Source organism: Vibrio astriarenae (assembly GCF_010587385.1).
GTDB classification, from domain to species: Bacteria; Pseudomonadota; Gammaproteobacteria; order Enterobacterales; family Vibrionaceae; genus Vibrio; species Vibrio astriarenae.
Genome location: NZ_CP047475.1, coordinates 717,304 through 729,958, shown reverse-complemented (window position 1 = coordinate 729,958; position 12,655 = coordinate 717,304). Strand labels below are relative to the sequence as shown.

The 12,655-nt window shown below is 46.5% G+C and carries 14 protein-coding genes; 4 read left to right on the top strand and 10 right to left on the bottom strand.

The window, feature by feature from the left end; translation table 11 throughout:
- Nucleotides 1–32: 32 nt before the first annotated feature.
- The 6 genes from nqrE to bolA all read right to left on the bottom strand — a co-directional run bounded on the left by nqrE (nt 33) and on the right by bolA (nt 5,348).
- Nucleotides 33–629 carry an NADH:ubiquinone reductase (Na(+)-transporting) subunit E gene (nqrE, locus tag GT360_RS03550; protein ID WP_164647539.1) on the bottom strand — a complete coding sequence of 199 codons (597 nt, stop codon included), beginning with the start codon at nt 627–629 and terminating at the stop codon, nt 33–35.
- A gap of 7 nt (nt 630–636) precedes the next feature.
- The gene (locus GT360_RS03545) at nt 637–1,269 is read right to left on the bottom strand and encodes an NADH:ubiquinone reductase (Na(+)-transporting) subunit D (protein WP_164647538.1); all 633 of its coding nucleotides are present in this window, start codon (nt 1,267–1,269) and stop codon (nt 637–639) included.
- Entirely contained in the window at nt 1,269–2,036 is a 768-nt protein-coding gene (locus GT360_RS03540) for a Na(+)-translocating NADH-quinone reductase subunit C (RefSeq protein ID WP_164647537.1), read from the bottom strand. The genes GT360_RS03545 and GT360_RS03540 overlap by 1 nt, the downstream gene beginning before the upstream one ends.
- Nucleotides 2,026–3,270 carry an NADH:ubiquinone reductase (Na(+)-transporting) subunit B gene (locus GT360_RS03535; RefSeq protein WP_164647536.1) on the bottom strand — a complete coding sequence of 415 codons (1,245 nt, stop codon included), beginning with the start codon at nt 3,268–3,270 and terminating at the stop codon, nt 2,026–2,028. Before GT360_RS03535 ends, GT360_RS03540 begins: the two co-directional genes overlap by 11 nt.
- 5 nt (nt 3,271–3,275) lie before the next feature.
- Nucleotides 3,276–4,616, bottom strand: a complete 1,341-nt coding sequence (locus GT360_RS03530; RefSeq protein WP_164649562.1) for a Na(+)-translocating NADH-quinone reductase subunit A — start codon at nt 4,614–4,616, stop codon at nt 3,276–3,278.
- Between the two features lie 405 nt (nt 4,617–5,021).
- On the bottom strand, nt 5,022–5,348 hold the full coding sequence (gene bolA / locus GT360_RS03525; protein ID WP_164647535.1) for a transcriptional regulator BolA: 327 nt from the start codon (nt 5,346–5,348) through the stop codon (nt 5,022–5,024).
- 174 nt (nt 5,349–5,522) lie between these two features.
- Between bolA and GT360_RS03520 the strand changes: the two genes are divergently transcribed.
- From GT360_RS03520 to GT360_RS03505, 4 genes are all read left to right on the top strand, one after another.
- A complete protein-coding gene (locus tag GT360_RS03520) occupies nt 5,523–6,650 on the top strand; it encodes a methyltransferase (protein ID WP_164649561.1) in 1,128 nt (375 codons plus the stop codon).
- Nucleotides 6,651–6,662: 12 nt separating this feature from the next.
- Nucleotides 6,663–7,232 carry a YajG family lipoprotein gene (locus tag GT360_RS03515; RefSeq protein ID WP_164647534.1) on the top strand — a complete coding sequence of 190 codons (570 nt, stop codon included), beginning with the start codon at nt 6,663–6,665 and terminating at the stop codon, nt 7,230–7,232.
- Nucleotides 7,232–7,777: a peptidylprolyl isomerase gene (locus GT360_RS03510; RefSeq protein WP_164647533.1), complete on the top strand. Its 546-nt coding sequence runs from the start codon at nt 7,232–7,234 to the stop codon at nt 7,775–7,777. The genes GT360_RS03515 and GT360_RS03510 overlap by 1 nt, the downstream gene beginning before the upstream one ends.
- Before the next feature lie 73 nt (nt 7,778–7,850).
- Complete coding sequence (locus GT360_RS03505; protein WP_164647532.1) at nt 7,851–9,209, top strand: AmpG family muropeptide MFS transporter; 1,359 nt, start codon at nt 7,851–7,853, stop codon at nt 9,207–9,209.
- A gap of 68 nt (nt 9,210–9,277) precedes the next feature.
- Here the strand turns inward: GT360_RS03505 and GT360_RS03500 are convergent, their stop codons facing one another.
- From GT360_RS03500 to GT360_RS03485, 4 genes are read right to left on the bottom strand one after another with little or no spacing between them, the layout of a single operon-like run.
- Nucleotides 9,278–9,967, bottom strand: a complete 690-nt coding sequence (locus tag GT360_RS03500) for a ChrR family anti-sigma-E factor (protein WP_164647531.1) — start codon at nt 9,965–9,967, stop codon at nt 9,278–9,280.
- Nucleotides 9,964–10,548 carry a sigma-70 family RNA polymerase sigma factor gene (locus GT360_RS03495; protein ID WP_164647530.1) on the bottom strand — a complete coding sequence of 195 codons (585 nt, stop codon included), beginning with the start codon at nt 10,546–10,548 and terminating at the stop codon, nt 9,964–9,966. The genes GT360_RS03500 and GT360_RS03495 overlap by 4 nt, the downstream gene beginning before the upstream one ends.
- Before the next feature lie 46 nt (nt 10,549–10,594).
- Nucleotides 10,595–11,974 (bottom strand): DUF4397 domain-containing protein, encoded by a 1,380-nt coding sequence (locus GT360_RS03490; protein ID WP_164647529.1) that lies wholly within the window; start codon nt 11,972–11,974, stop codon nt 10,595–10,597.
- Nucleotides 11,975–11,985: 11 nt separating this feature from the next.
- Entirely contained in the window at nt 11,986–12,567 is a 582-nt protein-coding gene (locus tag GT360_RS03485; protein WP_204274544.1) for an LON peptidase substrate-binding domain-containing protein, read from the bottom strand.
- Nucleotides 12,568–12,655 lie beyond the last annotated feature (88 nt).

Here is a 12,655-nt window from a genome sequence, read left to right as displayed (position 1 = left end):
GATTATTCCTTAATCGCTACGGTTTACCCGATTTACAGTTGAACACCGGAGAAAGACATAAAGCCTAACGCCATAAGACCAACACTGATGAACGTAATACCAAGACCACGTAGACCAGGAGGTACATCAGAGTACTTCATCTTCTCACGGATACCCGCTAGTGCAACGATTGCTAGCATCCAACCGATACCAGAACCAAAGCCGTAAACAACAGACTCAGCAAAGTTGTAGTCACGTTGAACCATGAAAGAAACACCACCGAAGATCGCACAGTTAACCGTGATTAAAGGCAGGAAGATACCTAGCGCGTTGTATAGTGGTGGGAAGAAGCGGTCTAAAACCATCTCCAGGATTTGAACCAAAGCCGCAATAACACCGATGAAGGTGATAAAGTTCAAGAAGCTCAGGTCAATACCAGCAACCAAGGCATTTTCTTTTAGCACTAAGTTGTAAAGTAGGTTGTTCACTGGAACCGCGATCGTCAATACAACAACAACCGCAACACCAAGACCAAATGACGTTTTAACTTTCTTAGATACCGCTAGGAATGTACACATACCTAGGAAGAAAGAGAGAGCCAAGTTTTCGATGAAAATCGATTTAACTAATAAGCTAATGTAATGTTCCATAACGTCCTTACTCCTTCGCTTCTACTTGCTCAGGTCTGAACGTACGAATCGCCCAGATCATGAAACCGATCAAGAAGAAAGCGGATGGTGCGAGTAGCATCATACCGTTTGGTTGATACCAACCACCATTACTCACAAGTGGCAGTACTTCCATACCGAATAGTTTGCCTGAACCGAATAGTTCACGGAAGAAGCCGACTGTGATGAGTACAAAACCGTAACCTAGACCGTTGCCAATACCGTCAATAAGAGAAGGCAGTGGCGCAGACTTCATCGCATACGCCTCAGCTCGGCCCATTACGATACAGTTAGTGATGATGAGGCCAACGAATACAGATAGCTGTTTAGAGATATCGTACAGGTAGGCTTTCAACACCTGGTCTACCACGATTACCAAAGAGGCGATGATCGCCATTTGCACGATGATACGTACACTGTTTGGAATGTGGTTACGGATTAGTGAAACAGAGAAGTTCGACAGTGCAGTAACGAAGATTACCGCCAGTGTCATAACAAATGCTGTTTCAAGCTTGGTCGTTACTGCCAAAGCAGAACATACACCAAGAACCTGAAGCGCAATCGGGTTGTTATCCACGATTGGCGAGACTAGGTTCTGTTTCATGTCTTTGGTTGCTGACATTAGTTCAAGCCTCCATCACGAACTGAGGTAAGGAAAGGACCAAAGCCCAGATCACCTAACCAGAAGTCGAAAGTACCCTGAACACCGTTACCAGTTAGTGTTGCGCCAGATAGGCCATCAACACCGTGTTCAGAGCCAGCAGGTGCACCACCCTTCACGACTTGGATCGCTGGTTTGTGGTTCTCATCAAAGAGCTTTTTACCCACGAACTGAGCACGCCATGCTGGGTTTTCTACTTCGCCACCAAGTCCAGGAGTTTCGCCCTGCTCGTAGTAAGTAATACCCGACACTGTGTTGCCGTCACTTTCAACTGCAACAAATGCGTACATCATTGACCAAAGACCATTGCCGTGGACAGGTAGAATCACCTTAGAGAAGCCATCTTCTGACTTCACTAGGTAAACAACACCAGTATTCGCGCGACGAAGGATTTTAGCATCATCTTGGTCTGAGCTTAGACGAATAGACGTTTCAGGGTCTTTTGCCGCTTTACGCTGGTCATATGCCTGTGCATCACCCTCTACGTACTCACCCGTATCAAAGTTAACCAAGCGAGGTTCGATGTACTCGGCGAAAAGTTCAGGAACTGAACCTTCCGCTGAGATGCCTGCAACTTCAACAATCTTGCTCTGCTTATCTAGCACAGCGTTTGCTTGTTGCTTACTGCGCAGGCCCACTGCTGCCGCTGATACGATGATTGAACAAACTAAGCTAAGTCCAACAACAACGCCCAGCGTCTTTTTAATGCTATCGTTATTACTTGCCATAGCGCGCTAGTCTCCGTTTGATGTTCTTCTCGATTACAACGTGGTCGAACAATGGTGCAAACAGGTTCGCGAATAGAATCGCCAGCATCATACCTTCAGGGTACGCTGGGTTAACAACACGAATCATGACACACATTGCACCAATCAAGATGCCGTACCACCATTTACCTGAGTTAGTAAATGAGGCCGACACTGGGTCAGTTGCCATAAAGAACATACCGAATGCGAAACCACCTAGAACTAGGTGCCAATGCCATGGCATGCTGAACATAGGGTTAGTATCAGAGCCGATCACGTTAAACAGCGTGGATACCGCAATCATACCGATCATAACGCCCGCAATAATGCGCCACGATGCAATACGCATGTAGACAATCATTGCAGCACCGATAATCAATGCCAACGTTGATACTTCACCAATAGAACCAGGGATGTTACCAATGAACGCATCCATCCAAGTGATCGGTGCGCCAGTCACTGTGTTCATCAGCTCACCGTTGCCGCCTTGCGCCCACTGGCTCAGTGCTGTCGCACCCGAGAAGCCATCCGCTGCAGTCCATACGACGTCACCCGAGATTTGACCTGGGTAAGCAAAGAATAGGAAAGCACGACCAGCCAGAGCTGGGTTGAGGAAGTTACGGCCTGTACCACCGAAAATCTCTTTCGCAACAACAACACCAAAGGTGATACCTAGTGCTGCTTGCCATAGAGGTAGCGTTGGTGGAACGATGAGAGCAAACAAGATAGAGGTAACAAAGAAGCCTTCGTTCACTTCGTGTTTACGAACCATACAGAACAACACTTCCCAGAAACCACCCACGATAAACACCGTAGCGTAGATTGGTAGGAAGTAGGTTGCACCTAGTAGCATCTTACTCGCCCAACCGGCCTCAGCGGTGAGTGTCCCGCCCAGCATTTCGGTTAGCCAGTAATGCCAGTTGCCTGCAATTACCTCGTTAAGCTGTTCGCCAACGTACAAGTGATTCAAAGCAGCGATTGCTTGACCACCCGCGTTGTACATACCCCAGAACATTGCTGGGAATACGGCGAACCAAACCATGATCATGATGCGTTTTAGGTCAACGCTATCACGTACGTGCGAGCTCTTTTTAGTGACAAGACCAGGTGTGTAAAACAGCGTTGCCGCCGCTTCATAAAGTGCAAACCATTTTTCGTGTTTGCCGCCTGGTTCAAAATGATGCTCGATGTCTTCAAGAAACTTCTTAAGAGCCATGAGGATTACCCTTCCTTCTCAATCGTGTCTAGACATTCACGAAGCAGTTGACCGTATTCGTATTTGCCTGGACATACAAAGGTACACAACGCTAGATCTTCTTCATCCAGTTCAAGTGCACCCAGTGCTTGAGCACTGTCGTTATCACCTGCACATAGATCGCGAAGCAGCAGTGTCGGTTCCATATCTAATGGCATTACGCGTTCGTAGTTGCCAATTGGAACCATCGCACGGTCACTACCGTTAGTCGTTGTTGTCATGTTGAACAACTGACCTTTAAATAGGTGACCAAGGAAAGAGCGAGTTACAGAGAACTTGTTCTTACCTGGCATCGCCCAGCCAAATAGCTCCTTATCACGACCTTCGCGCAATACAGAGATTTGGTTGTGATAACGACCAAGGTAAGCATGAGGACCTGTCGCATGAGTACCTGTTAGTACGGAGCCTGAAATCACGCGTACTTCACCTGGCATCAACTCGTTATCAGTGACATTTTCTAGGCTTGCTCCTAGAGTTGTACGAACTAAACGAGGATTGTTCACAACAGGGCCTGCTACAGAGATAACGCGGTCAGTGTAGAGTTCACCCGTTAGGAATAGCTTACCGAAGGCGATAACGTCTTGGTAACCAATGTTCCACGCCACGTTGGCTACATTGACAGGGTATAGGAAATGCATGTGTGTGCCCACAAGACCTGCTGGGTGCGGTCCTGAGAAAACATGCTCTTCTACATTAGACTGAGCTGAGCGAGGTAGACTCGTGCCTTTCTTGCACACGTATACCTTGCCATCTGTTAGAGCAGAAAGAATATCAAGACCAGCAACAAATGCTTCAGGCTGTTCATTGATAATTAATTCAGGCTCGGCAGCAAGAGGATTAGTATCCATTGCTGTTACGAAGATAGCCTGGGTTGTTGAGCCTAGGGCTGGAACCTTGCTGAACGGTCGAGTACGTAAAGCTGTCCAAAGACCAGATTCAACCAACTGAGTTTCAATCGCTACACGATCCAAACCAGCCAATTGGCCTGCTTCAAACTTGTCGAACGTTACCTGCTCTTCACCTGCAACTTCAATCACAACAGATTGAAGTACACGCTTCGCGCCACGGTTAACCTCGATCACTTTACCGCTTGCTGGCGAAGTAAATTTCACGCCTGGATTCTTCTTATCTTCAAAAAGAATTTGGCCTTTCTTTACTTCGTCGCCTACGCGGACATGCATCGTTGGACGCATACCCACGTACTCTTCGCCAAGCAAGGCGACTTTGTTGATGGCTTTACCATCACTAATCACCTGAGATGGAGCTCCCGCGATCGGAAGATCCAGTCCCTTCTTTATTGTAATCATACGCACTTGCACTACTTTATCGGGAAAAAGATTCTTTTAATTGCGTAATTTAAGACACGACATCAGTGTCCGGTTCTGGCTTGCTCCTGCATCCAGAATCGCAACATCCTATTAATAGTCTCGCTACATAAATTCACTGAGACCTACAAGGTCGGTTATTGTAGCATTTATTGTTGAAAAAATTCCATGACCAAACACCCTGTAACTCAGAGAAAATTCGAATTAGCAGGGTGTTTATGTCAAACAAAACTCATATTTTTGAGCGAACGCACAAAGCATGACCAGAAGCGGTTTAAGAAAGGTAAAGGTGTATTAATATTTTGAAATAAATTTCATTAACATTTCACAAACACATAAGGTTATTCGTCTATTTTATTTTCTCGAATAGACACCCGTTCTCTTTCATTAGCCGCTCATTTGCTGCTTTTTACTGCCTCCCATACACATCGGGCTATCGGGAGCGAACCCTTGCTCTTTACGCCACTCATCTTCGGTGTAGGTGTGCATTGCGAGAGCATGTATCTCATTCGCAAGCTCTTCAGAAAGGACCTGATTCACCATTCTGTGGCGAGCAATCAATCGCTGCCCCTCAAACTCTTTCGTGACGATTATCACTTTAAAGTGACTCTCCGACCCCACTGGAACACTGTGCATGTAACTCTCATCAATCACCTGTAAATGACTGGGATCGAACGCGCTATGCAGTTTGGTTTCAATTTTTTCTTGAATCATAATGACACTACCCTGCTGCTATACTGTGAACAGTATTTCAATATTTGATTGTTTGTGTACTGAGCCATTTACCACTAAATAGCGAACTTTAATTTTAGTACAAAAGGTTTTGGTTTCTTGCTCTGACAACATTTGAGACAATAGAAACAACGAAAAATGGCAAAATTATCAATAATGAAAACTGAGCTTTCACTGCACGATCAAACCTTGACACTACTTCGATACCCTACCCGCTCTAATGAAACGCTACAAGCGTGGGATGCTGGTGATGAGTATCTGATCAATCACTTAGTCGAAAACGAGCTCATTAGACATAAAAAGGTACTGATTTTAAATGACTCTTTCGGGGCATTATCATGCTTTTTAAGTGATCAATGTCATGTCTCTACTATGACAGATTCTTTTATCGCCACTAGCGCAATTCAGGCGAACTTAGACCGCAATCACAAGCCTCTGCCTGCAATGTTAAAAAGTACCGATTCGGTCCCAAAAGATGTAGATTTGGTGCTGATGCAATTGCCAAAAAGCAATCGCATGTTGACTTGGCAACTCAGTCAGCTGAGAACGCAACTGCCCAGCGGTACACCGGTTATCGCGGTCAATAAAGCAAAAGAGATCCATAGCTCTACTCTCAAGCTATTTGAACGCTTCCTCGGCGAAACCAAGACATCCCTAGCATGGAAAAAACACCGTTTGGTCTTCTCTTCGGTTGATCAGACGCTCTCCAGCGTTGCTGAAAATAGCTGTGATTGGTCTGTCGATGAGTACGACATTCAGCTGAGCAACCTTGCCAATGTTTACTCAGGTGAAAGCCTTGATTTGGGTGCGCGCTTTATTCTCAAACATTTACCTGACAATCTCGGGCACTCAAGAGTGATAGATTTAGGCTGCGGAAATGGTGTATTGTCTGTGCGTCTGGCTCAGTTAAATCCCAATATTTCATTAACTTGTGTTGATGAAAGTTTCATGGCTGTTGAATCTGCGATGCAAAACATGACGCGAAACAGCATTGCGCTTGAGCATCAAGGAGTCGCGAACAACTGTCTAGATGGATTCCAAGCAGCAAGTGCTGACTTCATCGTATGTAATCCTCCTTTTCATCAGCAACAAGCCGTGACGGATCATATTGCTTGGCAGATGTTCTGTGATGCAAAGCATGTTCTTGATAAAGAAGGGAAACTATTAGTCATTGGTAATCGCCACCTCGGCTACCATAACAAGTTATCTAGACTGTTCACCAAAGAGCAAATAAGAACCGTCGCCAGCAACAATAAATTTGTGATTTTAGAAGCTACAAAGTAAAAGGAACTCACCATGAAAAAACTGATTCTCGCCGCCTCTGTCGCACTCCTTACGGCATGTGCTGCGCCGCAGCAAGAGCAGATAGATTTCATGCCAAAATCTGTATTGAGTAACAGCGATATCGTTTCTGGCAAAAGCTACACTCTCACTAGTCGTGACTCGCGTTCAGCGCAGTATGTAGCCCTGCTTGATAGCGGGCGCTCAAACATCGAGCCTATTCACGCGCGCCAAAACCTGCGCATCACTCTTGAAAACGCTATCGCTGACCAGTTTGCTTCACAAGGCTTCCGTAATTCTGTAAGCAGTGACAACGCCATCGAACTGGATATTCAAGAAGCACTAGTTAACGTTACTCAAACCATGATGAGTAATGAAATGAATGCCCATGTCACACTCGTATTGACCATTGAAACTCCAACTGGAAAAATGGTTAAAACCTACACCGGCACAGCACAAAAAACTGGCTCATTCAGCGCTAAGAAAGAAGATGTTCAAACCGTACTCAACGACGTCACTGACCTTGTCCTGGTTGAAATTTCTAAAGATAAAGAGCTGCAAAACTACATGAAGGATCGCTTCTAATGAAAAAACTATTACTTCTATGCTCAGCACTGATTAGTGGTGTTGTTTTTGCTGGCCCAAAAGTGCAGTTTGAAACCAGCCACGGCAACTTTGTTCTAGAGCTCAATGAAGAAAAAGCTCCGATTACTGTGGAGAACTTCCTTCGCTATGTGGATGATGGTAGCTACAAAGGCACTATCTTTCATCGCGTGATCCCAGGTTTTATGGCTCAAGGTGGCGGCTTCAATGAAGAGATGCAGCAGATTCCCACCTATGCTCCTATAAAAAATGAAGCAAGCAATGGCTTGAAGAACGACACAGCAACGATTGCGATGGCTCGTACTAACGACCCGCACTCTGCTACGCGCCAGTTCTTTATTAACTACGCTAACAATGATTTTCTAAATGCGAGTAGCCGCTCTGATGGTTACGCCGTTTTTGGTCAAGTGACAGAAGGCTTTGAAACTATCGTTAAGATTGGTCAAATCCCTACTAAGCGCTCGGGACGCATGCAAGACGTACCAGCAGAAACCGTTGTTATTACGAATGTTTCACGTCTAGATTAACCTCTGCATAGTACACAGGGAGTTTACCTCCCTGTGTGATTCAACCCCTTTCCTATCCACCTCAAGGAAGAACATGTCCCTAAATACTTCATCACCTTCTTGGGGTGACACGCTAAAGAGCTACCTTGACCGACGTCTGTTGTGGGTCTTTATGCTAGGTTGCTCAAGTGGTTTTCCTTGGGTCTTGATCGGCTCAAACATGTCAGGCTGGTTAACTGATGCCGGTTTAACACGCTCAGCCATTGGTTACTTTGGCAGTGTTTTTGTGGTCTATGCGATTAACTTTCTTTGGGCCCCTCTGGTTGACCGAGTCAAGCTGCCATTATTGCATCGCCGGTTAGGGCAACGGCGCAGTTGGATCTTACTCTGTCAAAGCTTTGTTCTGGTGGCAACGCTTTTCATTGCTGGGGTTAACCCTGCTGAAAACCTCATGTTCACTTCAATGCTCGCATTGGCCATTGCCATTGCATCAGCGACGCAAGATATTGCGATAGATGCGTTTCGGATTGATACCTTTCCTAAAACAGAGTCTTCCAAACTGCCACAAGCTTCTGCAATGGCAGTGATTGGTTGGTGGACGGGGTACTCGCTACCTGGATACCTTGCCTTTATGAATGCTGACGCAATGGGGTGGAATGGTGTTTACTATGGCATGGCAGTGATCATTGTCATCCTTATGATGTTCACACTCTTTGTTGGCGAGCCGATAACCAACCGTGATGCGCTCCAAGCTGAGGCTGAGCAAAGACACAACCAAGTCGTCCAGTCAAAACTGGTGAGTTGGTTGAGTGTGACGTTAATAGAACCCTTTATCGACTTCTTTAAACGCAATGGTGTCAGAGTTGCCGTCACGTTATTGCTGTTTGTGTTCCTGTTTAAGATTGGTGAAGCCTTCTTGGGGCGCATGTCTATCACCTTCTACAAGGAAGTCGGTTTTACCAACGAACAGATAGGTTACTACTCTAAACTCATCGGTTGGGGAGCAACGATGCTGTTTACTCTCGTCGGCAGCATGTTTAATGTACGTTTCGGTATTGTCCGTGGGTTAATGATCGGTGGCATCGCTATGTCTGCGAGTAATCTGATGTTTGCGTGGATTGCGAAAGTCGGGCCAAGCGAAACGCTATTCTTAGCAACGATCTTCGTTGACAACTTCACCACCGCATTTTCAACGGTGGCTTTTGTTTCTTTCTTAACGGTATTAACGGGACAGGCCTTCTCTGCAACGCAATATGCTCTGCTCGCTTCACTGGGTAATTTGGGTCGAACCACCCTTGCCTCATTCAGCGGCGAGTTGGCAGACTGGCTCAACGATTGGTCTATTTTCTTTATCATCACAGCGCTGATGGTTATACCAAGCCTGATCATGCTCTATTCGCTGCGCCATTACTTCAAGGATATTATCCAACGTTCTCAGCAACACACTGACTAAGCGCCACAAAAAAAAAGAGAGGTGATCAATCACCTCTCTCACTGTTTAAAACACCTTGGTAGATGTCTCTATGGATACATCCCTTTGCCGAACAAGTTGAATATTCTCGCCACACCTTGAGTGAATATCATCGGCTCAGTCAGCACTGTTAAACACAAACAATCTTCGCCTTTCTGAGTAAACGGAGCGTGCTTGTGAGAAGCATCTCTTACCAGATAGTCCCCCACGTGGTAATGACCATCTTCGTCACTAAACCCACCATGCAGAATGACCGTTGTTTCTTCCCCTTTGTGAGTGTGTTGAGGCACTTGCGCATCCTCATTAATGTAAAGCAGATTAACCCGCGCCTGTGTATCTAGTTCAATCGATGCACTGTAGACTTTACCGCCATAATTTTTCCAATCACTTATGCGTTCTGCGTGGCGGCTCAATGGAGGTGGAAGTTGAAACGTCTTACCATTGGGCGTAGTCACGGTCGCATTGTGACGCATGGGCGCAACGAACGCCAATGCCCCTGTAGGCTCCAAATCCGTAATAGTGGCCAGCATATTTTGGAAACCTTCATCGATGTTCAGTGATGAATCATTTACGAGTTCGGCGTTGAATACGCTATCTGCGCAACTGTGCTCAAGCTCCGACACCAAACGCTTACACTCACTGCACTGCTCAAGATGAAGCGCAATCGTGAATCCGTCCACGTCGTTCAAGGCACCTTCGCAGTAGTCTAGTAGCTGCTGTTTTGAAGGATGAATGTTCATAATTGGTCTGCCTCAATTGATACTCTTAATTTTTCTACTGCTAACCGTAAGCGCGATTTCACAGTACCCAGCGGAATATTGAGCATATCCGCGACTTGTTGCTGAGGAAGTTCTTCCAAATAGACGGCTTGTACTACCGTTCTTTGCGCCTCAGGCAATTTATCTAAATACTTCACCACCTGCTCCTTGAGCATCTCGTGCTCGGGCGCGTAGTGTTCGACGAGATCGGGTGGGCAATAGTCTGCAGGCCAAATATCTTCCGTACTGATATGAGACGCCCGACCTTTGTGCTTGCGCAGTGAATCGAAACACAGGTTTCTCGCCACTGTATAGACCCAGGTAGATAATGAGCTCTTTGAGCCATCAAACAGATGCGCTTTTTGCCACACTATGGTCATTGTTTCCTGAACCATCTCCAGTGCAATTTGCTCTTGACCCATATGTTTGTACGTAAACTGTTTTAACCTTGGGGCGAAGTGACTAAATATCGTAGCGAATGCCTCTTTATCGCGATCTTTCACCCGACTCATTAGCTCAGTCCACTCCTGACGAGTAAAACTTTGACTGTTACTTCCCACCATACTCTTTCCTTTGTTGTTGAGGTGGGACGCACCCACCTCATCCATACTAGTCAGTTATATCTGATAGCAACACACTGAACCCACTACCGCTGGCATCATCGATTGCAATCGCCGAATACACTACACCGTCGCTAAATGACACAGGAATAGCATCGATAGCGACCACACTCGGTTGCCCAGCAACTGTGATAGTCAGAAAGTAATCGCCATCTGCAACATAGATCCCCATTACATCACTTTTGTACGTAAAGTTGCTGAGTGCTGGATCACTTCCTTCAATCGAGGCATTTGCAGTCAAGTACACATCAACAGATTGTGCAACAGGATTTGCAGCGGCATGGACGACGTTAAGTATAGCGCTTGTCGCCACTGAGCGGCGTTTGTCAGCGATAACTAGCGGCTCAATAGCCAGTGGGGATGCGGTTGTCAACACAGCAAATACACTGTAGTCGCCACCGCCAGCTAGTGATAAACCATCTACGTCAATAAGCGAGCTAGTTGTACCGGTTGCAAACACATCAATATCGTAATCACTAGCAGCTAGATCTAAATAACCAGACACGGTTTTAAACGGTACGCCTTGCAATGCATCAACCGGAGAGCCGTTCAAGCTAATATCTACGGCTGGCGCTCCATCAACTAGGTGGCCGACGCGAACCTCTGCAGGGTCTGACATGTCGTGGATGATGGCGGTATTAGTGCCGTCCATCACCATCAGCTTGACCGGAGACGCTGATTCTGACGAATCAGGGTTTATCACAGCAGCGACAGTAAGCTCTGCTCCTGCAGCGAGATTCACCGTTCCGGAGTCAAAAGCGATGATACTGCCGTCTACGGTCTCAAGCCTTACTCGGTAGCTGCCCTCTGCGACATTTACCACGCCAGTGAAATCTTTGTACCCTAACGTCGCGATTGGTGCGGAATCCGCAATCGTCGCACTAGGACCTGTCACATAAACATTAACGTCACCGACTCCGGATGCTGCATGGACGATCTGCACATCCAAGGTTTCAGAGTCCGCTGAGCCTGTTGCAGGTCGAGTTACAATAAGAGGCTCTACTGGGTTGTTCGCTCCGCTCGCGTCTCCCACAACCATGACTGTATAGTTCGTGTCTGCTGAAAAATCTAGCTCAGTACGAGGCACGACTGTAGTGACATTACCACCAGGCAATTGCACGTCCACTTGTACTGCGTTCATGCCGGCGTTAACGGGTAGAAAGCCTGAAGCGGTGGCGTAGTCGACATCAGTCAGTGCTGCCGCGTCGTTAAGCCAAACGTTAGCTCGAGGAGCGTCTGCTGAAGCGTGAACCGCCTGTAGTGAAGATTGTGGGGTATCGGCTGCAATAGCAGCCACATTATCGTCGTCATCACACCCGATGAGGGCCACGCTGGTTGCCATTAGGGTGGCCAGTGTAAGTTTGTTCATTATTTTTTCCTCTAATGTGACTTCGGGGCCTCAATCGCATGCGACAAGAACACTAGAGCCTCATCACTGTTCGCTTGCACGGACAGAAAGTCAAAATGGCTTACTTTGAGTGGCAATAGTTCAAGCCATCTTTGAGCGACCCAAACGGCGTCGTCAAAATGGCATGAGTCGTATAGCTCAGAGATTTGCGGAAAATTCTCATACACCGAGCGCAAATGGGCACTCACGTATTCAAACTCCGCGTCAATCTCAGCAGTGGGCCAAGGAGGCAGCCAGTTCACGTTCGCTCTTCTCAATCCATCGACATCGGTGGATATCTGCAGTGTCTCAAACGTTCTATCACCCACAACGGTGATGCCCAGCATGCCATCCTCAAGTTCTTCGAAGTCAACAATGTTGACGTATGTTCCATGAGTCGACACATTTCGAGGAGGCGGCGCGCCCTCATCATTAATCAAACACATGCCAAATCCTTGGTTATTGCGAAAGCACTCCGTCACCATGCGTAAATAGCGTGGTTCAAAAATGCGCAGTTTGAGCTTCCCATGTGGAAACACGACTGATCGCAACGGAAAAAGCATGATGTCTGACATAAATTAGAACCTCTCTCTTTGGTCACTGATTTGCTACGAGAGGTTTTTTGGGAAGATCAGGAAATAAATGAAATTTAGAAAACCCTAG